At 66.8% G+C, this 24664-nt stretch carries 20 protein-coding genes; 14 read left to right on the top strand and 6 right to left on the bottom strand.

Annotation, left to right across the window (positions count from 1 at the left end):
* Positions 1–26 precede the first annotated feature (26 nt).
* Entirely contained in the window at positions 27–890 is an 864-nt protein-coding gene (locus ACORQU_RS04840; protein WP_491643720.1) for a DNA ligase, read from the top strand.
* Positions 891–921: 31 nt separating this feature from the next.
* Here ACORQU_RS04840 and ACORQU_RS04835 read toward each other — a convergent pair whose 3' ends face one another.
* Complete coding sequence (locus ACORQU_RS04835) at positions 922–1563, bottom strand: TetR/AcrR family transcriptional regulator (protein ID WP_271644472.1); 642 nt, start codon at positions 1561–1563, stop codon at positions 922–924.
* Between the two features lie 95 nt (positions 1564–1658).
* On the opposite strand from ACORQU_RS04835, the gene ACORQU_RS04830 reads away from it, so the two are divergent.
* The 7 genes from ACORQU_RS04830 to glpK all read left to right on the top strand — a co-directional run bounded on the left by ACORQU_RS04830 (position 1659) and on the right by glpK (position 10985).
* Positions 1659–2690 (top strand): MBL fold metallo-hydrolase, encoded by a 1032-nt coding sequence (locus ACORQU_RS04830; RefSeq protein ID WP_491643719.1) that lies wholly within the window; start codon positions 1659–1661, stop codon positions 2688–2690.
* A gap of 132 nt (positions 2691–2822) precedes the next feature.
* A complete protein-coding gene (locus ACORQU_RS04825; protein ID WP_491643718.1) occupies positions 2823–4247 on the top strand; it encodes an FG-GAP repeat domain-containing protein in 1425 nt (474 codons plus the stop codon).
* Between the two features lie 64 nt (positions 4248–4311).
* Positions 4312–5736, top strand: a complete 1425-nt coding sequence (locus ACORQU_RS04820; RefSeq protein ID WP_491643717.1) for an FG-GAP repeat domain-containing protein — start codon at positions 4312–4314, stop codon at positions 5734–5736.
* A 113-nt stretch (positions 5737–5849) separates the two neighbouring features.
* Positions 5850–6626, top strand: coding sequence for a DeoR/GlpR family DNA-binding transcription regulator (locus ACORQU_RS04815; RefSeq protein WP_491643716.1), 777 nt, complete (start codon positions 5850–5852; stop codon positions 6624–6626).
* Positions 6627–6881: 255 nt separating this feature from the next.
* The gene (gene glpD, locus ACORQU_RS04810; RefSeq protein WP_491643715.1) at positions 6882–8402 is read left to right on the top strand and encodes a glycerol-3-phosphate dehydrogenase; all 1521 of its coding nucleotides are present in this window, start codon (positions 6882–6884) and stop codon (positions 8400–8402) included.
* A 183-nt stretch (positions 8403–8585) separates the two neighbouring features.
* The gene (locus tag ACORQU_RS04805) at positions 8586–9404 is read left to right on the top strand and encodes an MIP/aquaporin family protein (protein WP_491643714.1); all 819 of its coding nucleotides are present in this window, start codon (positions 8586–8588) and stop codon (positions 9402–9404) included.
* 81 nt (positions 9405–9485) lie between these two features.
* Positions 9486–10985: a glycerol kinase GlpK gene (gene glpK, locus ACORQU_RS04800; RefSeq protein WP_491643713.1), complete on the top strand. Its 1500-nt coding sequence runs from the start codon at positions 9486–9488 to the stop codon at positions 10983–10985.
* A 57-nt stretch (positions 10986–11042) separates the two neighbouring features.
* Here glpK and ACORQU_RS04795 read toward each other — a convergent pair whose 3' ends face one another.
* Positions 11043–14108, bottom strand: coding sequence for a discoidin domain-containing protein (locus ACORQU_RS04795; protein ID WP_491643712.1), 3066 nt, complete (start codon positions 14106–14108; stop codon positions 11043–11045).
* 277 nt (positions 14109–14385) lie between these two features.
* Here ACORQU_RS04795 and ACORQU_RS04790 point away from each other — a divergent pair, with 277 nt between their 5' ends.
* Together ACORQU_RS04790 and ACORQU_RS04785 are read left to right on the top strand one after the other, a co-directional pair.
* Positions 14386–15444, top strand: a complete 1059-nt coding sequence (locus ACORQU_RS04790; RefSeq protein WP_491643711.1) for a hypothetical protein — start codon at positions 14386–14388, stop codon at positions 15442–15444.
* Between the two features lie 77 nt (positions 15445–15521).
* A complete protein-coding gene (locus tag ACORQU_RS04785; RefSeq protein WP_491643710.1) occupies positions 15522–16406 on the top strand; it encodes a formate/nitrite transporter family protein in 885 nt (294 codons plus the stop codon).
* Between the two features lie 23 nt (positions 16407–16429).
* On the opposite strand, the gene ACORQU_RS04780 is transcribed toward ACORQU_RS04785, so the two are convergent.
* From ACORQU_RS04780 to ACORQU_RS04765, 4 genes are all read right to left on the bottom strand, one after another.
* A complete protein-coding gene (locus ACORQU_RS04780) occupies positions 16430–17629 on the bottom strand; it encodes an FAD-dependent oxidoreductase (protein WP_491643709.1) in 1200 nt (399 codons plus the stop codon).
* A gap of 23 nt (positions 17630–17652) precedes the next feature.
* Positions 17653–17949, bottom strand: coding sequence for a hypothetical protein (locus ACORQU_RS04775; protein WP_491643708.1), 297 nt, complete (start codon positions 17947–17949; stop codon positions 17653–17655).
* Positions 17950–18031: 82 nt separating this feature from the next.
* Positions 18032–18799: a glycosyltransferase gene (locus ACORQU_RS04770; RefSeq protein ID WP_491643707.1), complete on the bottom strand. Its 768-nt coding sequence runs from the start codon at positions 18797–18799 to the stop codon at positions 18032–18034.
* A gap of 79 nt (positions 18800–18878) precedes the next feature.
* Positions 18879–19460, bottom strand: a complete 582-nt coding sequence (locus ACORQU_RS04765) for a hypothetical protein (RefSeq protein WP_491643706.1) — start codon at positions 19458–19460, stop codon at positions 18879–18881.
* A gap of 209 nt (positions 19461–19669) precedes the next feature.
* Between ACORQU_RS04765 and ACORQU_RS04760 the strand changes: the two genes are divergently transcribed.
* The 4 genes from ACORQU_RS04760 (at position 19670) to ACORQU_RS04745 (ending at position 24659) form a co-directional block, all read left to right on the top strand.
* Complete coding sequence (locus ACORQU_RS04760) at positions 19670–20008, top strand: hypothetical protein (protein WP_271644487.1); 339 nt, start codon at positions 19670–19672, stop codon at positions 20006–20008.
* 171 nt (positions 20009–20179) lie between these two features.
* Positions 20180–20473 carry a hypothetical protein gene (locus ACORQU_RS04755; RefSeq protein WP_271644488.1) on the top strand — a complete coding sequence of 98 codons (294 nt, stop codon included), beginning with the start codon at positions 20180–20182 and terminating at the stop codon, positions 20471–20473.
* Between the two features lie 107 nt (positions 20474–20580).
* Positions 20581–21510, top strand: coding sequence for an oxygenase MpaB family protein (locus ACORQU_RS04750; RefSeq protein ID WP_491643705.1), 930 nt, complete (start codon positions 20581–20583; stop codon positions 21508–21510).
* A 209-nt stretch (positions 21511–21719) separates the two neighbouring features.
* The gene (locus ACORQU_RS04745) at positions 21720–24659 is read left to right on the top strand and encodes a bifunctional diguanylate cyclase/phosphodiesterase (RefSeq protein ID WP_491643704.1); all 2940 of its coding nucleotides are present in this window, start codon (positions 21720–21722) and stop codon (positions 24657–24659) included.
* Positions 24660–24664 lie beyond the last annotated feature (5 nt).

Genomic DNA, 24664 nt, shown 5'->3' with positions numbered 1-24664 from the left:
GTGACGGACTTGCAGGGAGCAGGGCGATGCGCGTGTTGTCGGGAATGTTGCTGGTGCTGTGCCTGGGTGGCCCGGTCTTCGAGGCCGGCGGCGCTACCCCGCCCCGGCTGATGCTGGCCACCGCTTACCACGGCCATGCCGAGGTCCAGGCGTATCTGGTCAGCGAGAAGCTCGATGGCGTGCGCGGGCGCTGGGACGGACAGGCGCTGTGGACGCGGGGCGGCGAACGCATCCACGCCCCGGCCTGGTTCACCCGGGGCTGGCCGGACGCGTCGCTGGATGGCGAGCTGTGGATCGGCCATGGCCGCTTCGATGAGGCCAGTGCGCTGGTGCGCACCGATGATCCAGACGATCCGCGCTGGCAGGCGCTGCATTTCATGGTCTTCGACCTGCCGGGCGACGGCGCGGCGTTCGCCTCGCGCGTGTCGCACCTGCGGGTCCTGATCGGGGCGGCCGGCAATTCGCAGCTGCGGATGATCGAACAGCGCCGGGTGACCACGGCCGCTGCCCTCGATGCATGGCTGCAGCAGGTGGTGGACGCGGGTGGCGAGGGTCTGATGTTGCACCGGCGCGACGCGCACTATGTCGCCGGCCGCAGCGATGCCTTGCTCAAGTACAAACCCTTCGACGATGCCGAGGCTAGGGTGGTCGGCTACGCCCCGGGTCAGGGCAAGTTCGCCGGGCTGCTCGGTGCGCTGCTGGTCGAAACCGCGGACGGGCGCCGCTTCCGCCTCGGCAGCGGATTCAGCGATGCCGAGCGGACCACGCCGCCGCCGGTGGGCACCTGGGTGACCTATCGCTACAACGGGCTGACCTCCAGGGGGCTTCCGCGTTTCGCGCGATTCCTGCGGGTGCGCGATGTCTTGCCGCCTCCGGATCCGGTGCGTTGACGCATCGGTCCCTACAGGCAACCGAGCCGGGTCAGCGGTCAGCGTCGCTGGCGTAGTGGGACAGGAACAGGTCCACCGCCGATGAGGCGACCTGTTCCTGCTGTGCGCGGCTCAGGGCCGGCTGGCCCATGGTCAGCTGCGGCCAGAACGCGAAACCCTTCACCAGCCCTTCCATCTGCTGCGCGGCGAAGCGCGCATCGCCCGGCTTGAGGCGGCCGTCGGCCATCGCTGCGGCGATCCAGCGGGCCAGGCCCACTTCCTTGTCGCCCAGCCGCGCGACCATGTCGCGTGCGCGCTCCGGCGCATGGATCGCCTCGGCGATCGCGACCCGGGCCAGTCCGAAGAAGTGCTCATCCTCCAGCATGCGCAACTTCTGCTGCATCAGCGCCAGCAGCTGCGGCCGCAGGGGCGCGTGCGCCGCATACGCGACATCGACGGCGGCCGCCGCCTGTTGCCACAGCCGCAGCATGATCTCGTCGAACAGCGCGTCCTTGCTCGCAAAGTGGTTGTAGACGGTGCGTTTGGACACGCCAGCCAGGGCGGCGATGCGGTCCATGCTGGTGGCCTCGAACCCGTGCGCGCGGAAGGCATCGATCGCGGCCTGGACGATGGCCTGGCGTTTGCGATCGGTCAGGCGGGCAGGTGCTGGCGGCGGGGACGGCGGGGCAGACATACGCGAATTTTACACTTGGCGGTTTACTTTTTCGAGCCGACAATTACACTGCTCAGTGTAGTTATCGCCTCCACCGCTCCCTCCCAGGACGTCTCATGCAGACCCGTACGCTGCGCGCCACCGCCCCGAAGCCCGATTACGCGCACTCCCCACAGCATGAGGCAGGCCGGTTCCGCAACAAGGTGCCCACGCCACCGACCGGGTTGGGCAAGAGCCTGCGGCTGATGTGGACCTTCCTGTTCAATAAGCCGCGCAACACCGTCCCCGATGTCCCGCTGGAGGTCCGGCCGCTGACCCGGGCAGACTTGCTCGCCGCGCCGGATCGCAGTCTGTTCCGCCTCGGCCACTCCACGGTGCTGCTCAAGTTGAAGGGGAGTTTCTGGATCACCGACCCGGTCTTCGCCGAGCGTGCCTCGCCGGTGCAGTGGTTCGGGCCGAAACGTTTTCATGCCCCGCCGATCGCGCTGGAAGATTTGCCGCCGCTCAAGGGCGTGCTGCTCTCCCACAACCATTACGACCACCTGGACCGAGCCACGGTGCAGGCATTGGCGCAGACCACCGAGCACTTCCTGGCGCCGCTGGGCGTGGGCGATACGCTGGTGGCCTGGGGTGTGCCGGCGCACAAGGTGCAGCAGCTGGACTGGTGGCAATCCACCCAGGTCGACGGGGTGCGCTTCACTGCCGCGCCCTCGCAGCATTTCAGCGGCCGCGGACTGCGCGACGCCAACGCGACTCTGTGGGCGTCGTGGGCGATCATGGACGACGAGCTACGGGTGTTCTTCAGTGGCGACTCGGGATATTTCGAAGGTTTCAAGGAGATCGGCGAACGGCTCGGGCCGTTCGACCTGACCCTGATGGAAACCGGCGCCTACGACCCGCAGTGGCCGCACGTGCACATGCAGCCCGAGCAGAGCCTGCAAGCGCACATGGACGTGCGCGGCCGGTGGATGCTGCCGATCCACAACGGCACCTTCGACCTGGCCTTGCACCCGTGGTTCGAGCCGTTCGAGCGCATCAGCGCCCTGGCCGCCGAACGCGGCGTGCCCCTGGCCACGCCTGTGATCGGCGAGCGGTTGGACCTGGGGCAGCCGCATCCCGGCGATGCCTGGTGGCGCGAGGCGGCCTGAGCTGGGCGTCCCGAAGGGTGAGGCGCGGGGTATCGAAGGAAGGTCGGTGCGGCCTGACTGAGGGGGCGGCCCTTTTCCTGATGTCCTTTTGTGCCGCCTGCGATATGCTCCGCCACATCGCAGGGGGCAATCATGAAGGGAATCAGCACAGTGCTGCTCGCCGCAGCGGTGACGGCTGTTGCGTCTGGGGGTGTAGTCGCCAAGCGTCAATGGGTTCCGTCTGAGCCATGGGCCACAGTCGAAGCATCGTCGGGAAGTTCCGGCCATGAGCGTGAAGACACGCCATTTGCAACGGTGACTGACGCAACGCTGCAACGAGGGGTCAATGGTGCGTCCGCATCCCTTCGATTCGCGCCTGATAGGAGGCAGTGGGTGACGGCCGGCATTGCGGGCGTCAGTGCTGCAGAGGCTTCTTCATCAGAAAGCTTCAGCTTCTCCCCCGATGTCCTCTATCGAATCAACAACGGGCTTGCCAACTCGGTGGCGATCGGGGACGTGAATGGCGATGGCCTAGAAGATGCGGTGGTCGCGACCGTCAAGTGGTTCAGTGAACCGGACTCGTGCGCGGTGCTGATTTATCTGCAACAGGCCGATGGAATGTTGGCTGATCCCATCAAGGTGCATTACCCGATCAACGACACACGTCGTATCGGGTTGATCCTTGCAGACCTCAACGCAGACAACATCCAGGACATCGTGATCGCCTATGGCGACATCGCCATTGCGTTGGGGAATCGTGGTGGCGGGTACGCGTTCAACGTAATGCCTATGCCAAGCAAGACGTTCAACCTGGGGGCGCTGGATCTGGACCTGGATGGCAAGCTTGACCTGGTTGCGCACAGTGTTAGTTACGGGATGTATCTCCTCTACGGCGACGGAAATGGAGGGGTGCGAAAAACCAGCTTCATCGATTCCTGGGAAAGCGCGATCGGAGATCTCAAGGTCGGCGATGTGACCGGGGATGGTCTCCCCGACCTGGTGCTGACGCCGGGGCAGCTTGAGGCTGATTTCTACGTATATCCGCACAACGGATTCGATGGATTCGGGCCTGTCCAGATCCACGTTCCTGCATTGGGTGGGATGGTGTACTCGGGCGGGCACGCGGTGGGCGATTTCAATGGAGATGGTCTTGAAGACGTCGCGCTGACCGTGCCCAGCTACGACGCTGCTGCGGTGCGCGTCTATCTGCAGGAAGTGGATGGTTCGCTTTCCCGTGCGCCTGTCATGCTGCCATCGTGGGATAACCCGCAAGCGGCGATTGCCGTTGATCTGGATAATGATGGTCATACGGACTTGGTGACTGCCAACGGCGGGTCCGGCGGCCTGGGCTTCTATCTGAATGATGGGAACACGCTCAGCCTCCAGGCGCGAGTGGGACTGGCGACCCCATCCGTGTATGCGTCCGACGGCCTCGCCGCGGGGGACCTCAATGGGGACGGCTGCCCTGACGTGGCGCTGGCCGACAACAACTCGGGGATGGTGGTGCTCTATGGGCAGGCCTGCGGCGTCAGGGTGCACAGAATGTCGACGCCTGCGCCCCCGCGACACCTGCCCTAGGCGCTGGCCCTCTCATGAAGACCCTCCGTTTGCCAAATGACTACTTAGCTCGTGTGAGATTCTGATGCCCAAGCGCAATCCAACGTTCCTGATGCTCCTCCTGGTTGCCGGTGTAGCTGGCGCGCGTGCGGATCGGCCAGTCTCCGCGTTCCAGAGTCAGCTGCGCGATGTCGAGAAGGATGGTGATGTCCGGCTTGGTGCAGTCCAGGGGCGTTCATCAGCTGCCCTCTCGCTCGCGCATGCAGCTGACGCACTTGCCTCAGTGTCATTCGGTGAGTCATTCGTTGTTCGTGGTACAAGTTCGGCGCGTGGCGGGCCTGTTATGGCTTCTGCGTTGGCGTCCGATGCGCGAATTCCTTTTTCGTTCCGTCCGCCGGTCGCGATTGGCGGAGGCAAAGGACTAGACACGCTTGCTGTCGGGGACGTGACCGGGGATGGTCGTGATGACATTGTGTCGAGCACCTTAAATGCCAATACATCCCTGCCGCAGATCGTGTTGTTCGAGCAGGCTGCCAACGGAACGATCGCTCAACCCGTGCCGCTGTTTGATCTTCCTAGTTATGCCTGGATGGTGCCCATCGTACTCGCGGACATGAACCGGGATGGGCGACTCGATATCGTCGCCGCACACTCGGGTGGCTTCACCGTCCTCTTGTCCAAGGCCGGCAAGTCATTCACCGGGAAAACCTATACGACCGGATTGGATGCCACCGCTTTGGGTGTCATTGATCTAGACCAGGATGGGTGGCCCGATGTCATGTTGGAGAGCGAGGCAAGCGGCGCGGTTGTCGCCTACAGCGACGGACAAGGGGGCGTGAGGTCGTTCGAAAACGTCGCAACTCCCGCGGCCGGGCACAACGATGTGCGGGTCGGCGACCTCACTGGAGATGGTGTGCCTGACCTAGTCCTGACCACCCAGGGTGACAACCTGCAGACCAAGTTCTGGCTGTACGAGAACACCGGCAAGGGTTTGGTGAATCCGAAACTGTATGCATGGTCTTTTGATTTCGCCAGGCCAGCCTGCTGTGCGGCGATCGGTGACTTCAATGGAGATGGGTTGAACGACCTTGCGCTTTCTTCTCCGAAGAATTCTCCGGCCGTCATCCAAATTTACAGGCAGCGCGCCGCCGGCTGGTTAGAACAGTCTGCCGAGCTGTACGCCACCTACGATATTCCGACCGCGCTGGTGGCCACGGATCTCGACAACGATGGCCACGATGATCTGGTGGTCTATCACAGTGGCTGGAATACGCTGGGCTACTACCTCCAACGCAACGGGGGGCTGGGTGAGGAAATGCGGACCTCCGCCGGAAATTACTATGGAGGCACGAGCTATGCCATTTCGGCCGGCGACCTGAACGGCGATGGTTGCCAGGATGTGGCGTTAGCAACGGGCTCCGGCGTCGCGGTCAATTTCAGTGTCGGCTGTAGTCCGCGGCCTAAGCACACGTCAGATCCTGTTGGGCCGCTGGTCCGCCATAGCCGTTGAACGCTCTCGCCATGCTGAGGTTTGTCATGGCGAAGCGAGGTAGTTTTGAGGTTTGTTCGATAGGCCTTGCTTGGGCCATCATGCCCGCCACGTAACTCGGTCGGGCGGGGCCAATGGAAGAACCGGTACTCAATCGGCGGCAGGAACAGCTGGTGGCGCTCGTGCGTCAGGCCGGCTATGCCGAGGTCGATGGGTTGGCGACGCAGTTCGACGTCACCCAACAGACGATCCGGCGTGACCTGGCGCTGCTGTGCGAGGCAGGCCTGCTGCGGCGCTATCACGGTGGCGTCAGCCTGCCGTCCAGCGTGGAGAACACCGCCTACACCACGCGCAAGTCGCTGCTGGCCGAACAGAAGCGACGCATCGCCATCGAAGTGGCGCGGCATATTCCCGACGAGGCGTCGTTGTTCATCAACCTGGGCACGACCAACGAGGACGTGGCCGCCGCCCTGATGCAGCATCAGGGGCTGCGGGTGATCACCAACAATCTCAACGTGGCGGTCACCATGAGCGCCAACCCGAGCTTCGAGGTCATCGTCGCGGGCGGCATGGTCCGGGCCCGTGACCAGGGCGTGACCGGCCAGCCGACCATCGACCTGGTGCGCCAGTTCACCGTGGACTACGGGATCATCGGCATTTCCGGCATCGAGCCAGATGGCACCTTGCTGGACTTCGATTTCCAGGAAGTGCGGGTGGCTCAAGCCATCGTCGAGCACTCCCGCCATGTGTTCCTGGCCGCCGATTCGAGCAAGCTCGGCCGCAATGCGCTGTGCCGGCTGGGGCCGATTTCGCTGGTGGACGACTGGTTCACCGATCGCGCGCCCCCTGCGGAATTGGCCGAGATCCTGGACCAGGCCGGCACCCGGGTGCATGTGGCGCCGGAGCACTGACACCCTTCTGGCACGCGCGCGTTCAGTTTTCGTTTTTGTACGTTTCGCCTGCGTGAAGTCGGAGCGCTGCGTCGCAGCAGCCCCAGTGAGGGCGTGCACTTTCCAATAAGACCAAAGCGTTAGGCTTAGTTCGGCCCAGGGTGGGCCGCCATCACCAAATGTTCGTATTTGTTCGTTTAAGATCTTCCTTGCTCATTTCCAGCAGGTCATGAGCGCTGTCAGTGCCGGCCGGGTCCGGCGTCGAGGAGTTGGAAGATGGCTGAACGGTTTGATGTCCTGGTGGTGGGTGGCGGAATCAACGGCGCCGGGATTGCCCGCGACGCAGTGGGCCGTGGCCTGTCGGTGTGCCTGTGCGAGCGCGACGACCTGGCCTCCCATACCTCCAGCGCCAGCACCAAGCTGATTCACGGCGGCCTGCGCTATCTGGAGCAGTACGAGTTCCGTCTGGTCGGCAAGGCGCTGGCCGAACGCGAGGTGCTGTTGCGGCTGGCGCCGCACATCATCTGGCCGCTGCGTTTCGTCCTGCCGCACCAGCCGCACCTGCGTCCGGCCTGGATGATCCGCATCGGCATGTTCCTCTACGACCACCTGGGCGGAAAGCGCACGCTGGAAGGTTCCAAGCGCCTGAACCTGCGCACCGATGTGGTCGGCCAACCGCTTCGCGATGAACTCACCACCGGCTTTGCCTATTCCGATGCCTGGGTGCAGGACGCCCGCATGGTGGTCCTCAACGCGATGGATGCCCAGGCCCGCGGCGCCACTGTGCACGTGCGCACCAAGTGCGTCAGTGCGCGACGCCAGGCCGACCATTGGGTGGCCGAACTGGAGAACGCGCGGGGCGAGCGCATCACCGTGGAGGCGACCTCTCTGATCAATGCGGCCGGTCCCTGGGCGGTCAACTTCCTCGATGACGTGGCCACCGGGGTCAAGCACGAATATGCGCTGCGCCTGGTCAAGGGCAGTCACATCGTGGTGCCGAAGATGTTCGATCACGACCATGCCTACATCTTCCAGCAGCCCGATCGCCGCATCGTCTTCGCCATTCCCTATGAGCGCGACTTCACCCTGGTCGGCACCACCGACATGGAATACCACGCCGATCCCTCCCGACCGCAGATCGAACAGGACGAAGTGGATTACCTGTGCGAGGCGGCCAACCGCTACTTCAAGCAGTCCATCACCCCGGCCGACGTGGTGTGGACCTATAGCGGCGTGCGCCCACTGCTGGAGGACGAGGAGGACAACGCCTCGGAGGTCACCCGCGATTACCAGCTCGAGCTGGATGCCAAGGGGGCGCCGCTGCTGAGCGTGTTTGGCGGCAAGCTCACGACCTATCGCAAGCTCGCCGAGGAAGCGGTGGACAAGCTGGTCGACCAACTCGGCCGCAAGGCCCCGGCCTGGACGGCGCATGGGGCGCCGCTGCCTGGCGGCGAGATGGCGCCATTCGACGAACGCTTGGCCGGCGTGCGCGCTGCACGGCCCTGGCTGCCGAGCGACATGGCCTGGCGCCTGATGCGCAACTACGGTGCGCGGGTCGAGGCGATCCTGGGCAAGGCGGCCAGCCTGGACGATCTGGGCGAACATTTCGGCGCCGACCTCTACCAGGCCGAGGTCGACTACCTGCGCGCAAACGAGTGGGTCGTAGAGGCCGAAGATCTGCTATGGCGACGCAGCAAGCTGGGATTGCGCCTGTCCCCGGGCCAGCAGCAGCGCCTGTCCGCCTACCTCTCCACGCAGGTCGCAGCGCCTGCGGCCCCCGTGTCCGTCGCAGGCTGAACACGCGTAGCGCGACACCATGCATTCCAGCGCCTGGCCCCCGCCGGGCGGTTTTTCAAGACGTCAACATCGGGAGGTCGATGACATGTGGAGCAAGAGGAGGCGGGCACTGGGCCACGCCGTCATGGAGCCCGCGCCATACCGCGCGGATGTGTGGGATGACAGGTGCGCGGAGGTGCGGGCATGAATCGCCAACTGCTCGGGGAGCTGATCTCCGAAGCCATCGCGGTGTTCATCATCATCGCCTTCGGCGATTCGGTCGCGGCGATGTACGTGCTGTACGACCCCAACCCCTACGCGGGCGGCTACTGGGGCGTGTGTATCGCCTGGGGGCTGGCGGTCACCATCGCGATCTACGTGACCGGTTCGGTCTCCGGGACGCACGCCAACCCGGCCGTTACCCTGGCCTTGGCGCTGTACCGCAAATTCTCCTGGAAGAAAGTGATCCCCTACTGTATCGCCCAGGTCATAGGCGGCCTGGTCGGTGCGGCGATCGTCTACGCGCTCTATGCGCCGGTGATCGACCACTACAACCAGGTCAACCAGCTGACCCGGGAAGCTGGAGGCGCGGCGGGTGTGTTCTTCACCGCGCCCGGCACGGCCATCACGCCGATGCACGCGTTGACCGACCAGATCATCCTGACCGCGTTCCTGATCTTCGGCATCTTCGCCATCACCGAGCAGTACAACGAGGCCGCGCCCACCGCCAATTCCGGTGCGCTGATGATCGGCCTGCTGGTGGCCACCATCGGCGCCTCGATGGGCTACCTGGAGGCCTGGGCGATCAATCCGGCGCGTGATCTGGGCCCGCGCATCTTTGCCTGGTTCGCCGGGTGGGGTCCGTCGGCCTTCCCAGCCGCCGGCAATTACTGGTGGGTGCCCATCGTGGGGCCGCTGATCGGTGGCGTCGTCGGTGGTGCTGCCTACCAGTGGCTGATCTACCCCTTCCTGCCTGCGCGCCAGCGAGCGCTGGAGGAGGCGGCGCAGCAGCGCCAGTCCTGACGCAGGCATCCGCCGCGCCTTTCCACCTTTGATGCCGGCCGGCGCAACCGCGCCGCCGGCCATGAAATACAGGAGTCTTCAATGGACAAGAAATACGTACTGGCCATCGACCAGGGCACCACCAGCTCCCGCGCGATTCTGTTCGACCATGCAGGCGCCATCGCCGGCGTGGCCCAGCGGGAGTTCACCCAGATCTTCCCGCAACCGGGCTGGGTGGAGCACAACCCGCGCGAGATCCTGTCCAGCGTGCTGACCACCATGACCGACGTGCTGACCCAGGCCGACATCGGGGCCGACCAGGTCGCGGCCATCGGCATCACCAACCAGCGCGAGACCACGGTGGTGTGGGACAAGCACACCGGCCACGCCGTGTACAACGCCATCGTGTGGCAGTCGCGCCAGTCGCAGAGCGTCTGCAAGGAGCTGCGCGAGGCCGGCCACGATGAACTGTTCCGCGAAAAATCCGGCTTGCCGATCGATGCCTATTTCGCGGGGACCAAGCTCAAGTGGATCCTGGACAACGTCGAGGGCGCCCGCGAGAAGGCCGAGAAGGGCGACCTGCTGTTCGGCACCATCGACAGCTGGCTGATCTGGAACCTGTCCGAGGACAAGGCCCACGTCACCGACCTGACCAACGCCGGCCGCACCCAGATGTACGACATCCACACCCTGGAGTGGGACGACCAGCTGCTGGAGATCCTGGGCGTGCCCAAATCGATGCTGCCCAAGGTGTGTTCGTCGAGCGAGGTCTACACGCATACCGCCGGCCGCCATTTCTTCGGCCAGAAGGTGCCGATCGCCGGGATCGCGGGCGATCAGCAGGCGGCCTTGTTTGGCCAGGCCTGCTACACCCCGGGCATGGTCAAGAACACCTATGGCACGGGGTGTTTCGTGCTGATGAACACCGGTGACAAGGCGGTCAAGTCCAAGAACGGGCTGCTGACCACCATCGCCTGGGGCATCGACGGCAAGGTGGAATACGCACTGGAAGGCAGCATCTTCGTGGCCGGCTCGGCGGTGCAGTGGCTGCGCGACGGGTTGCGCATGTTCGGCAAGGCCTCCGATACCCAGGCCTATGCCGAGCGCGTGCCCGATACCGATGGCGTCTACATGGTGCCGGCCTTCGTCGGCCTGGGCGCCCCGTACTGGGACAGCGACGTGCGCGGTGCGTTCTTCGGCCTGACCCGTGGCACCAGCAAGGAGCACTTCATCCGGGCCACGCTCGAATCGATGGCCTACCAGACCCGCGATGTGGTGACGGCCATGCAGGCCGATGCCGAGCTGGAACTGAAAGAGCTGCGCGTGGACGGCGGGGCGATCATGAACGACTTCCTGGCCCAGTTTCAGGCCGACATCCTGGACGTGGAGGTGATCCGGCCAAAGGTCGCCGAGACCACCGCCCTGGGCGCGGCTTACTTGGCCGGCTTGGCCACGGGCTTCTGGAAGAGCCGCGAGGAGATCGCGGAGAAGTGGGCGATGGATGCGCGCTTTGAGCCGAAGATGCCGGCCGAGGACCGCGAAAAGCGCTATGACGGCTGGAAGAAGGCCGTGCACGCGACGATGGCGTTCAAGGCCGACTGAGCCCGCACGCTCGGCGTCCCTGCCGTACCCCGCAACGCCCGGCGCAATGCCGGGCGTTCACCAGATGGCGACCAACGTTTGGAACGGGTGCGCCAACAGCACGCTCTGGGCGTCGAAGTCATGCACGAGCCGCCCATCGACGCGCACCGTGGTCGGCTTCCGGCGGCTGGGCCAATAGACCTTCAGCGCGCTGTTCGCCTTCAATCCCTGGCCCAGGGTGATCGTCAGGCGCGGGCCTTCCTGCCGCGCCTGCATCGCCAGCGTGCCGTAGGCGGTGGGCAGGCCGTCCACCTTCAAACCGGGGCCGGAGACCCACGACGGCGGCGTGCCAGGCAACAGCGACAACGCGTCGTCGCCTTCGAACATCAGCATGCCGAACAGACTGCGTGCGTACTCGGCGCCGATCCAGGTATGCGGCATATCGCCCAGATAGATCGCGTGGCGCTTGTCCGAGTACACGACCTCGGCCAGCTCCTGCCAGGCGCGCGGTCGCCTGTCGCCCGTGACGTGGCCGAGCATGAACTCGGCATCGGCCGGGCGATCCAGATGCACGAATGTCAGCACGTTGCGCATCTCGTAGGGCGTATAGGCGTACAGCGCATCGGGCGCGTCGCGTTTGCGCACGTCGGCCAGGTAGCGGTCGAAGGTATTGGTCAGCGCCTGCATCGGCAGCACGTCCTGCGCGCCGGTCGGGTCCAGCGCGATCGACACGCTCGTCGGGTCATTGCCGCCCTGGTCGGCGTCGGCGGGAATGGTATCGATGCCTTTCCACTGCATCGTCGCGCGGATCGATGCGGCCAGCGAGTCGTGCAGCAGTTTGTACTGCGTGCGCGCCCAGCTTGCCGTGGCGTGGTCGCCCCATTGTTCGGCCAGCCACGCGCCATCGTGCCAGCCGCGCAGCGCCCAGTAATTGTCCCAGTAGCTGTGGGTTGGCACCGAATAGCCTTCGTGGCTGATCGATGGCGCCAGGATGCCGGCGAAGCGCTCGGGATGAGGGCGATCGGACTGGTACCCGGGCACCAACGTGCGTTCGCGCAGTTCCTGCAGGAACTGCAAGGCCCGGTTCACCTGCGGCTGATACTCGCGCACGGTCTGCGCACCGCCGTCCAGGCGTGCGATCTCGGCCACCAGCCACAGGTATTCGCCCTGCGCGTCGTATTCCAGGTCCGAGCCGAAGCCGTCGTTGACGCTGCCATCGTCGTTGAGGATCGGCGACACCAGGCCGTTGTCGTGCACGGCGTGGGTGCTGTACCAGTGCAGATAATCGCGCGCCGTCTTCGCCATGCCCATACGCAGCAGAACCACCGCGGTGGCCGAGCCGTCGCGGATGAAGGAACGGTTGTAGTTGCGCGGCCCCGGCTGCATCGCCGGGCCACTCTGGTTGAGCAGCATGTAGGCGGCCTGCGCGCGCAGCATGTCCACCAGCGAGGGATCGGGCAGCGACAGGCCGATCCTGCCCAAACGCTGTTCCCACAGCGCGGCCAGCGCATCGGCGAGAGCATCGAACTTCGCGCCGGCCTGGTCGCCGTCGCCGAGCAGGTCGCCCATGTCCAGTGCGGGCGCGGCGGGCCAGCGCGCGGCCTGCACCGTCTTGGCATCGATCACCTCGTCGCCCAGCGCGAAGGCCAGCACGATGTCGCGCCGCGTGCCCGGGGCCAGGTGTACCCGATAGCCGAACAGCCCGGCGGCCAGGCCTTGCCCATCGCTGGCCTGCTGCGCGTCAGGTGCGCGGCCCGCAGCCGCGAAGCGGGTGATCTCGTCTTCGCCATGCGCGCCGAACGCCGCGACGCCATGCAGATCCGGCGTGATGGCGCTCTGGAACAGCAACCGTCCGTTCACGCGCATGCCCGCGCCATCGTCGATCGCGATGTCGCGGATCGGCGAGAGCCCGCCGTTCTGCCACGGCGGGCTGACCTGTAGTGGTCGGGTCAGCAGCGACAGCGTGCCTTCGACCGGCGTGTCGCCGGTATTGGTCAGGCGATGACGCACCAGCACCACCGGTGCGCCGTCATGTTCAATCGCGATCGCGCTGCTGGTCAGCGTCAGCCCGGGCTGGGGCGACCATTGCACCTCGGGCATCGGCATCCAGCCGGCACGCAGGCGATGGGTGATCGGCGTGTCCACGTTCGCCGCGGCCGCCTTGCCGCTGGCGTCGCGCCACACCGGTTGCATCAGCGGCGCGCCCTTGAACGCCTCGAGATTGCCGTACTCGTCGAAGACCGCCTTCTGCCGCCCGGCCGGAATGCCAACCACCGTCCAATACACCTGCTGCATCTGCAACGACGATGGAAACAGCGCCGCGTCCTTGCCGGTCGCGGCCAGCTGGTAGCGCTTCATCGGGGTCATCACCGCTTTGGGGCCGAGCACGCGCAGACGGGTGACGCTCGGGGGCTTCCCGTCGGCTGCGTGGGTGACCAAGCGCAAGGCAGTCACCGTGCGCGGCGCTTCGCCGGCCAGGTAGGACGAGGCGCCGAAAGATTGCGGCTCGCGCGCCAGGGGCGACCACGCGCCGGACGCATCGCGGCTTTCCAGTGTGGCGCTGTCCGGCGCCTGGCCCCAGCCTACCTGCAAGCCAGCCACCTCTTGCGGCTGCGGGAACGCGATCTCGACACCGCTGCCATCGCGCCCTGTCCGAAGCGGACGCGCCGGCCCGGTGCTCCACAACGCTGCGGCATCACGCTTGTCCGCCAGGCCAACGATGCGCGGGGCCTGCGTGGCGCTAAGCGGCTGGAATTCGAAGGTGCCCACGCCCCAGTCCGCCGTGCGTGCCGGCGCGGCCAGTCGCAGGTAGCGGGTGCGCACGGCCGGGAACAGCACGAACTCGGTGCCGCCCGGGCTGTCATCGGTGGTGTAGATCGTGCGCCAAGCGCGGCCGTCGTCCGAGGCCTGGATGAGGTACCGGTTGGCGTGGCTGGTGTCCCAGGCGATGCGCACGCCGCCGATGTCCGCGACGGCGCCAAGGTCCACCTGCAGCCAGTGCCCCGGCGAGAACGGTCCTCCCCAGCGCGTGGTCAGGTCGCCGTCGAAGGCATTGGCCGAGGCCAGTGCGGGCGTCTCGGTCGCCGAGCTGCTGGCCTGCCACTGACGGCGTGGCGGCAAATCATCGGCGGCTGTCGTCGTCATGCCTGGCGCTGCGATGGCCAGCAGGCCAACCAGGACGCCTCGGCGCAGCGCAAGCCGCACCCCCATTGCCTGCATCGCCATGACGCCCTCGCACGTCGCCTTGCCCGGACAGGATCGTGGCAGCGCCGCTGCCCGCCGGCGAGCGGCAGCGCAGCATGGTCATCGGGGGCTTTCCTGAATGCTCTTCGCATGCGGTCGTGCCGCGTAACACAACCACATCAATTGACAGGACGGGGTTGCGCACAATGGCCGGTCACGCAACGCAATGGTTTGGACCTTGGCGGCAGTCGTAAAAGTCGAATGGTGGGACGAGTCGCGCCTGCGCGTGCCCGCCGCGCTGATGAGTCTGGCGATCCTGGCGCTGATGGCCTTGGTCTTGCTGGACACGCCGATGGCCAGGCTGGCGTCCAGTCCTGAGGCCGTGCCGGCCCGCATGCGTCTGGAGTTCGTCGCTCGGCCCGCGTCTTCGGTCCCCGCGGTTCGCGCATCGGAGCGCCCGCAGTCGAAGACGCCAGTGTCTTCCCCGTCTTCTCGCGTGGCCGCTGCGGCCGAGCGTCCGGCGGCGCCGGCCAGGCCCCCCCTTCCTGCGCAACGCGCGCCAGCGACCGAGCCGCCAGCGGTGCGAACGCCCGCGCCGGCGCCCGCTGCGGCGCGGGACGATGCGCTGGCCCGTTCGCTCTATACCCGCGATGGGCAGGCACGCCTCCCCCCCGGCGTGGCCGAGGCACCCGCGGGGGAGCCGGAGGGCAGTCCCCCGGGCATGGCCAACGCGCGCGATGCCGCCAAGGCCAAGCGCGTCCTGGAGCGCCCCAATCCGATCGACTACAAGGAAACACACTTCGAGAAGGACTGGGTTTCCAATGGCACGCTGGGTGACGTGGCCACCCAGAAGATCAATCGCGCGATCTCGGACATGTTCAAGAGCGATCGCAGCCAGGCGACGGCGCGGCCGCCGCCGGACACCCGCTTCAACCCCGCGCTGGCCCAGAACCGGGCGGACCTGGGCAGCGAAGCCACCGGTGATGCCTACAAGGCCGCACCGATCGCCTTCGAGAAAGCCCCGCAGCCACCGGGTGCGGCGGGCAAGGCCATCGGTGCGCAGCTGGCGGCGCTGGAGCAGCGCGCGTCCGGCTGCAAGGACCCGCGCCGCGACAAGTGGCTGGGCGATGTCCGCAGCAACCTGCAGACCCTGGACCGCAACGAAACCGCGCTGACCCACGGCGCCGACGGGATGCGGGCCAAGTACCTGCTGCCACAGGCCATCGATGCCGCCTACGACCTGTCGCGTCGTGCCGTGTGGTACGCCAATAAGCAGCTCGACGCCTGCGTCCGATAGGACGTGGCGCTTGGGCTGCACGCGGTGCGCACGGCGGGCCGGCTAGGTTGACCAGCCCCCTCCCGCCTGGCGTTGCCATGACCCCCCGCTCCCGTGACGCCGACGATCCACCGGAACGCCGTCTCATCATCGATCCCACCGCCCACGATGACGGCGGCGCCGAACTGACTGGCGAGGAAGAGGACGATGTCGAGGAAGCGAAGCCGCCGCGCGTGGCTTTGCTGCACGAGATCATCCGTCGCCAGGGCCAGGAGGAACTGGACCGCAACCTGGCCGCGTTGGCCTGGTCCTCGTTGGCGGCCGGCCTGAGCATGGGCTTCTCGATGCTCGCCCGCGGCGTGCTGCACGCCCAGCTGCAGGGGCTGCCGGGGGCGTTTCTCATCGAGTGCTTCGGCTATACCTTCGGCTTCCTGGCGGTGATCCTGGCGCGCCAGCAGCTGTTCACCGAAAACACCCTGACCGCCGTGCTGCCACTGATGTCCAAACCCAGCCTGCACCAGCTGGGACGGCTGATGCGTCTGTGGTCGGTGGTGTTCGCCGGCAATATCGTCGGCGTGGCAGTCTTTGCCTGGGGGCTGCTGCATCTGCAGCAGTTCGACGCGCCCACCCATGCGGCCTTCCGCGCGATGGGTGAGGAAGTCCTGCACAACACGCCGTGGCAGATGCTGACCAAGGGCATGCTCGCCGGCTGGGTGATCGCGATGATGGTGTGGATGCTGGCGGGGATTGAGCAGTCGCGCGTGTCGGTGATCCTGATCAGCACCTATGTGATCGCCATCGGCGGTTTCACCCACATCATCGTCGGCTCTGCCGAAGTGCTCTACCTGGTGTTCGACGGGCATGCCAGCGTCGGGGACTACGTCCTCCATTTCGCCTTGCCGACCCTGGCCGGCAACATCATCGGTGGCAGTGGCATCTTCGCCTTGATCAGCCACGCCCAGGTCCGAAGCGACGGCGATTGAGCCGTCGCCATGGACCTTTTCACTCAGCTGGCCGGGAACAGCCTGGCCAACTGTGCGACCGCCGCATCGGTCGTCGCGCGGCTGACCGTGGTGTCGGCGTTGTTGAAGTCGCCGGGCATCTGCGCCTGGACCAGGATGCCGTCGCGGCGGGGCACCACGTTGAGGTTGTGCCCGCGCCAGTACAGGCCGTAGTCGACCTCCGGCTGCGGGATCAGCCGTGCGGTCTGTCCACGCACCGGGATGATGCTGGCATCGCCCAGCAGGTCCCGCGCGCCATAGCCGGTGCAGTTGAACAGGGTCTTCTCGCGCAGGTCGGCGAACTGGCGCGGGCTTTCGAATACGCGCGCGTGCAGTTCGCCCCCATCCTGCAGGAAGTCGTCCATCAGCATCCGTCCGTACGCGGCCAGGTTGAACACCATGTTGGTGTAGCGACGCGCGTACGGCACCGGGAAGGGATGCTGCGCCGCCGACAGGGGCTGCGAGTGCGGGCGCAGGTCGTCGATCAGGTCGGACTCCAGGGACGGGTAGTCCGGCTCGTCATCCTCGCCACCGCTGCCGGCCGGCTGGTTGAACGGCACGTCGGACAGTGCATAGCTGTCGCGCCATTCCACCGGGTCGCCGGGCAGTCCGAGCATGCGCTGGTACTGGGCGAAGGAGCCGCGCGCCATCTGGTTCCAGAGCGCACGGAACTGCGGCGTCGCGTGCGCGGTCGTGCAGATGCGTGAGTCAGGCGACCACACGCCGGTGGCCAGGTAAGAGCGGGTGAGCGGCAGCTGCTCCTTGGCGTAGATCCTCACCTTCATCCCCGCGCGCTGGGCGACCCGCGCGGTGGTCAGGCCGATGGCGCCACAGCCGATCACCGCGACCTCGGTTTCCCCAGTGGCCTGCGCCAGGGCCACGGCCCGCTCGGCCGAGCCCCACGACAGCGACCAGCCGCTACCGCCATGCCCGTAGTGATGGATCACGGTGCGCCGGCCCATGCGTTCGGCCTCGATGCGCGGGCCCTGGGCGCGGAACGGCCGCGTGCACACGGTGACCGAGATGACCCGGTCGGCACTGGCGCGGATCGGCGCCAGCGGTTTGGGCTCGGCGAAGGGCTGTTGTCCCAAGGCCGGTGCCTGGACGGGCGCTGGCATGCTGCGGGGCGTCTGGGCCAGCAGGCCGCCGGATGAGGCGACCGCGGCCAGGGCGCCGGCCTGGCGCAGGAAATGACGTCGTTGCATGAGGTTCCTTATGGATTGGGAGATCAGTCGGCGGCCACGGTGGCCAGGTCCCTGGTTGTGCTCAGCGCGGGATCGGTGGTGGCGAAGACCCGGCGTGGGATCTCCCCCGGTTGTGCGCTGTCGGGCGGGCTCACCCATCGCCGCACGTCGGATGTCAGCGTCTGGGTGAGGGCGGCGTTGCGCTGAAATGCCAGCGCGATCGGCAGACCGCACGCCGGGACGGCCACGCGCTCCACGTCCCCGTCGGTGGCCTCCGGCAGGCGGTCGAGCCCGCGTTGGCGCGTGGCTGCATCGATCAGGGCGGGAGACGCGGGCGTCATGAGGGCTCAGGCGACGGGACGATTCCCAAGCTTACGTGCCCATTCGGAGCGGGTGTGGCGTTGCCTTCAGTGGACGGCCGCATCAACGACGCGTGGGGGGACGCTGCGGGCGGCGCGGCCCGTACCAGAAGGCCAGGCGCTCGCGCGAGTGCAGCAGGCTCCTTCCATGCCGCGCGAGGGCGGCGAAGAGCTTCAGATGTTCCCAGGCACTGAAGCTGTGCAGCTTGCGGGCCGAGGTCCACACCGGCGCGCGGAGCAGGACAAAGCGGCCCTGTCGCGCCAGTGCGCGGCTCATGGCCACGTCCTCGCCCGCATAGAAGCGCAGGTCGAACCCGCCCGTCGCGTCGAAGGCATGCCGCGAGCAGAACAGGAAACAGCCCGGCGCGATCCTGCCCAGCCGCAGCAAGGTGCCGAAGAAGGCTTCGCCGAGGCGTGCATGCCAGGCCACGGGACGCTGCAGGCGCACCCGGGCGCCGCCGCCGCTGGCGCCGGCCTCCAGTGCCCGCAGTGCCGCCTGCAGGACGGCGGCATCGACATGCGTATCGGCATCGATGAAGCACAGCCTGGGCGCCCTGGCGATCGTGGCCCCGGCATTGCGGGCCGCCGCGATGTGGCGCGCGTCGACCGAGACCACCTGGGCACCCGCCGCGGTCGCCATCGCGGCGGTGTCGTCGGTGGAGGCATCATCGACCACGATGACCTCGGCCTGGATCGCGGCCGTCCGCAAGGCGGTGAACAGGTGCGCCAGGGTCGCAGGCAACTGCTCGGCTTCGTCATGGGCCGGGATGACGATCGACAGCGTCGGGTGTCCGGCCGACGGGGACCCGGGGACGGGATTGTGAGCGGTCATCGATATGCCGGGCTTGCCCTATACAGCACGACGCCGGGCGAACCCGGCGTCGGCATGGCTACGGCGGTGTCGGGACGATTCAGTCGACCGTCCCGAGTTCGGTCAGTTCGCGCGCGATCTCGGCATGGCGACGCTGTCGCCCCATCTCGCGCATGATGCGAATGTCCTCGTGGCGCAGCGGGCGACGGGCGGTCACGCGTTGTTTGTACTCGAGGACCTCCGGGTAACGGCGCGCCATGTCCAGGGCCTCCTGGATCTGTTCGACCGAATCGCTCTCGGAGGTCACCGGTTCACGACTGGCGAAGGCGGTGACCCAGCGTGCGAAGCCGGCCTTCTGGTCGAAGACCTGGGCGATCAGCCACAGCACGAACAACATGGCCAGCCAGATCAGCAGGACCAGCACGATCTTGGGGAAACTGGGGTTGTAGCTGTGCTCCCACAGGTTGTCGGCGATGATCGCCAACGCGGTCAGCGAGGCCCCCAGCCACACGATCACCGAGCCGGCCAGCCACTGGGACTTGGCGGTGTCCAGCATGTGGACCTCGTGCTCGATGCCGCGGTCGCTCTTGGTCAGCCAGTAGGCCGCCTGTTCCTGGAGCGGCTTGCGATGCAACTCGTTGTCCGAGAGCAACAGGTTCAAACCCTTGAAAAGATTGCTCATCTACGAATCCTCTTGTGGAACGGTGGCCAGATGGAAGTGCCGCCGTGCAAGGCCAGCATAGGCCGGGGGCGTGCGAAGTTTCCGTGAGACGAAGGTCGAAGATGAATGCCTGTTTGGCGGGCGGATGCTGCTTTGCAGCACTCTTCACGTCGGCCTAAGCTGCCTGAGACGAAAGTCGAATCCGCCTCCACCCCCACGGAAGCCCCCCCATGAATCGACAGACCGATCGGCGTGAAGACGCCGCCTGCATCATCGTCAATATCGGACGCGAACGTGCCTTCTGGAAAGGTCATTACATGGCGCTGCCCGGCTGCGGCCCCGGCATCGAGTTCGAAGCCTTCTGGCCGCTGCTCGTGCGTGCCTATGACATCTATCTCCACCATCCGCACGCCGGGCGGGAAGTCGGCGCGGTGCTCTACGCCAACTCGCCCGAGGTGATCGAACAGCAGCTGGAGATGTCCATGGCCGGGCGCATCTTCGGCCGGGTCATGGACCGGATTCAGCAGGCCACGACCCGTCTGCAATACGCCGGCGCGATGCATGCCTGAGCGTCGGCAGGCCCGCGTCGGCAACGAATCGTTAGTGAATCATGAAAGTGTGACGTCGGTCAGATAAAGCTGGCGGTTTAACGAAAAAAATACGCCCGCGTTGACGTGGGCCGTACAACTGCGCTGCAAGCCTGTTCGGGTTGATCACCCCCGCAACGGACCACGCAACGCATGAACTATTTGTCAGAAGACAACGACCGCGCCGTCCTGATCGATATCGATCGGGAGCGCGAGTACTGGCGCCGGCACTATGAGCGCATGCCGCGCGCCGGACAGCACCGCTCTTTTGAACTGTATTGGCCGGCTCTGTCCAGCGCTTATGACGTCTACCTCAACCATCCCCATACCGACCAGGACACCGGCTCGGCCCTGTATGCCAACTCACAGGCGGTGCGCTCGCGCGGCCTGACGCTCGAAGAGGCCCGCGCGATCTACGCCGAGGTCTGGCAGCGCATCAAGGGCTGAGCGCCGCCCACTGGCACGGCCTCCCAGGGCGCCCGCATGGGCGCCCTGCTTCGTTTGGACCAGGGGATGACATGCGTCGCCGCGGACCACGCCGGTACGATGCTCCCATGACCGTGATGCAAACCTTGGTCCGCCCCGTCACCGCGCCCTTGCGCAGGTGGGTGCTGGGGGCGTTTCCGCGCGGGCAGTCCGGCCTGGACTACGACCATCCGGCCGGCGATCCCGGCTGGTTTGGGCCGGACAGCGTGACCTGGCGCATCCACGCTGACTTTCCCGGCATGCTCTCAGGCGGCCTGTCCGCGTTGATGCTGCAGGCGCTGCATCCGCGTGCACTGGCCGGCGTCTACGACCATTCGAATTTCCGCGAGGATCTGGTCGGCCGGCTGCGGCGGACCACGGCCTTCGTGGCCGGAACCACGTATGCCGCAAGCGCACAGGTCGATCCCTTGGTGGAGCGGGTCCGCGCCATCCATCGTCGGGTGCGCGGACGGACACCGGACGGGCTGGTGTATGCCGCCGATGATCCCGAACTGCTGACCTGGGTCCATGTCACCGAGGCCCATGGGTTCTTGCGGGGCTATCGCACCTACTGCCAGGCCGTTCCGGATCCGATGGCCGACCGCTACTACGACGAGGTTCGGCGTGTCGCCGAGGCGCTCGGTGCACGTGAGGTGCCTGCTTCGCAGGCCCAGGTCGAGGCCTATTTCGATCGCGTGCGGCCGCAGCTGCGCTTCGACGCGCGGTCCCGCGAGGTGATGGACGTATTGGCACAGATCCGTCTCCCGGTGCCGGTGGCCGGCCTGTCTCGCAATCTGTTCCTAGGGGCCGCCACGGCCTTGCTGCCTGCGTGGGCCGCCCCGCTGCTGGGGGTCGGGGCAAGGCGGCAGGCGCAGGCGCGACTGGCGTCGGGTACCCTGCGCGGCATCGCGCCCCTGTTCGCCCTGGCCTTGCGCGATGGCGTGTCGGCCCGTGCCTGCGCGCGTGTGGGTCTTCCGGTGGCGCACTTGCGGCACTGGCCCGCGCCACGCATCACGTAGGGACCCGCGCGTGCAAGCCGGTGCCCGCGAGGCTGCGGGTGCTTGCCACGCTGGGGCCACAAGCGGGTATGCTCGGGCTCGACCCGCTTGCCTTGGGGATTAGGGCAGGACAGGTCCGGGCTTCCTAACAAGGGGGGAAGCGGGAAATCCCGTCCGCGCACGCCAACATGGATCGTCCAGACTCAATCCGTCGACCGCTTCGGTCCGTCATGCAGGCCAGGACCGTGCTGGTGTTTGGCTTGTTGCTGGCCATCGCCCTGGCCGTGGTCCTGGGCTACTGGGTCACCGACGACCGTCACAATCGCCTGGGCGCGGCACAACGCCAGAGCGATACCCTGGTCACCGGCATCGAGCGTGTCTTGACCGCCGAACTGCGCAACATCGAGCGCGCCATGCAGGGGATCTGCGAGGATGCGCGCGAGCTGATGGAGCGCGTCCCGGCCCAGGCGCCGAACCTGATCGGTCAGTCCATTGCCGGGGTGGTGTCCCGCCACCAGGAAATCCAGAGCATTGTGCTGGTGGACGATCGTGGCGCGGCACTGACCGAAGGCCGGGGGGAGCCCGACTTCGCGCACTGGATCGGCGGCGCACCGCACGGGAAAGAAGGCAGGCTGCGCTTCGGGTCGTTGCGTCTAGTCGATGGCAAGCGTTGGGTCCTGCCCCTGGCCCTGCCGCTGGCCCCGGTCGGCAGCGGGAGCCATCATTGGATCGTCGCCCGACTGTACCTGGATGAGCTGCAGGCCATGGTCGAGGGACTGGACACCGGCCGCGATGGCATCGTCAGCGTGGTCGGCCCCGGCAACATCCTGATGGCGCGGACCCGTCGCGCCGGCCGCTCGTTGGTGGGCACGCCGGTGGTCGGTCCCACGTTGCAGGAACTGAGAGGGGACGGCATCGTCGAGCGCACCAGCCAGATCGACGGCGTTCGCCGCATCGTCGCGGTGCGGGCGCTCGAACATTATCCGCTGCAGGTCTGTTCCGGGCTGTCGGTACGTGAGGTGCTCGCGCCGTGGCATCGTTTCCTGGTCATCGCGATCGTGCTGTACCTGCTCTATTGGACGATGCTGCTGGTCCTGGTGCGGGTGGTGCGGCGCGCCGACCGCGACCAGCGCCGCGTGCTGGAGCAACTTCAGCGCAACAGCGAGCACCTGCGCCTTGCGCAGAACACCGGCAAGGTCGGCGCGTGGGCGATGGAGGAGGGCAGCCATCATCTGGTCTGGGGCGGCGACATCGCGCGGCTGTTCGGCCTTGGCGAGACGCAGGAGGTGTCGCTGCGGATTTTCCATCGCCACGTCCATGCGAGCGACCGGGCGATGCTGGCGCGCCGGTTCACCGCGGCCTGGCGCAGCCGCAGCGCGTTTTCCAGCGAGTTCCGGCTCATGGATGCCAGTGGCGGCGAGCGCTGGGTGGTCGGGCGCGGCGGCGTGGTCGAGGACCAGGCCGGACGCCTGCGCATGACCGGCACCTTGGTGGACATCAGTGAGCGCATGGAGGCGATGTCCCGAGTCACCGATGCCGAACGCCAGTTCCGCCTGATCTTCGACCGCAACCCGCTGCCATTCTGGGTGCATGACGCGCGCACCCTGAGGTTCCTGGAGGTCAATCGCGCAGCGACCCTGCAATACGGGTTCAGCCGCGAGGAATTTCTCACCATGCAGCTGGGCGACGTGTGTCCGGCCGGCCTGGCGGGCGCCAGCGGCATGGTGCAGGGCGCGGCGGCCGGCTTCGAGGACGCGCAGGTGTCCCAGCACCGTCGTAAGGATGGTTCCACCCTGCAGGCGCGCGTGTATGGCAGCGAGATCCGCTTCGGTGGCCATGATGCGCGGCTGGTCCTGGCCGAGGACGTGTCCGAGCGGCTCGAGTACGAACGGGAACTGGCCTACCGGGCGCGCCACGATCAGACTACCGGCCTGGCCAATGTCCAGACCCTGACCGACGAACTGGACCAGGGGCAGCATCCCGGCTACCAGGTCGTCTACCTGCAGCTGCGCGGCCTGCAGCCGATCCGTGACTCGCTGGGCCGCGAGACCGCCGACAACGTATTGCGCACGCTGGCCGCGCGCCTGCAGCAATGGGCCGACGATTACGGGCTGGCCGCGCACCAGCCGGACGAGGATTTCGTGCTGGCCATTCTCAATCCGGCGATGTCCGCCTCGGCGTTGCAGGCGGCCATCGAGGCCGTGCGCGAGCCGGTCAGCGACAGCGATGGGTCGATGCAGCGCCTGGACGCGCGTTTCGGCCTGGCCGAGGACGACGGCAGCGGCCTGCGCGCCGAGCGGATCATGGACAACGCCGCCCTGGCGGCGCATGCGTTGGAATCCAACGCCTTCGAGATCTCCCGCTACGACGGGGCCATCGCGCGACGCTACGAAGAGCGCCTGCGCATGGCCGCGCGGCTGCGCACGGCGATCGAGCAGAACGAGTTCGAACTGCATTTCCAGCCGATCGTGCGGACCTGCGATGGCAGCGTCGCGGCGCTGGAAGCCCTGGTGCGCTGGCCGCAGCGCGACGGCTCGCAGATTCCGCCGGGGGATTTCATTCCGCTTTGCGAGGACACCGGCCTGATCGTGCCGCTAGGCAACTGGATCCTGCGCCGCGCCGCCCAGGCCCAGGCCTGGCTGATGCGCCAGGGCTGCGACGATCTATCGGTGGCGGTGAACGTGTCCGCGGTACAGATGCTGCAGGCCGACCTGCCGGCCGAACTGGAGGCCGCGTGCGCGCAGGCCGGCATCACGCCGGATCGCCTGCACGTGGAGCTGACCGAATCGGTGGTGATGAGCCGCCCCGAGCAGGGCATGACGGCCATGCAGCGGCTGCGCGATGCAGGGGTGTGCATCTCGCTGGACGATTTCGGCACGGGCTTTTCCTCGATGTCCTATCTGCGCCACCTGCCGCTGAGCTCGATCAAGCTGGATCGGGCCTTCGTGCAGGACGTCGACCGCGACGCACGCAATGCCAGCATCTGCAGCGCGTTGCTGACGCTGGGCCACAGCCTGGGCCTGGTGATGGTGGCCGAGGGCGTCGAGCGCCCCGAGGAGCTGGAGTGGCTGCGTCGCCACGGTTGCGATCAGGTGCAGGGCTTCCTGCTCGGTCGGCCGCAGCCCCTGGAACAGATCCTGCGGCGCGTGCAAGGCGTTCTGGCGCCCTAGGCGGG

This window comes from Pseudoxanthomonas sp. JC1303 (genome assembly GCF_058448525.1).
The sequence above is the reverse complement of the archived record's forward strand: the minus strand, read 5'-3'. Positions and strand labels throughout refer to the sequence as shown.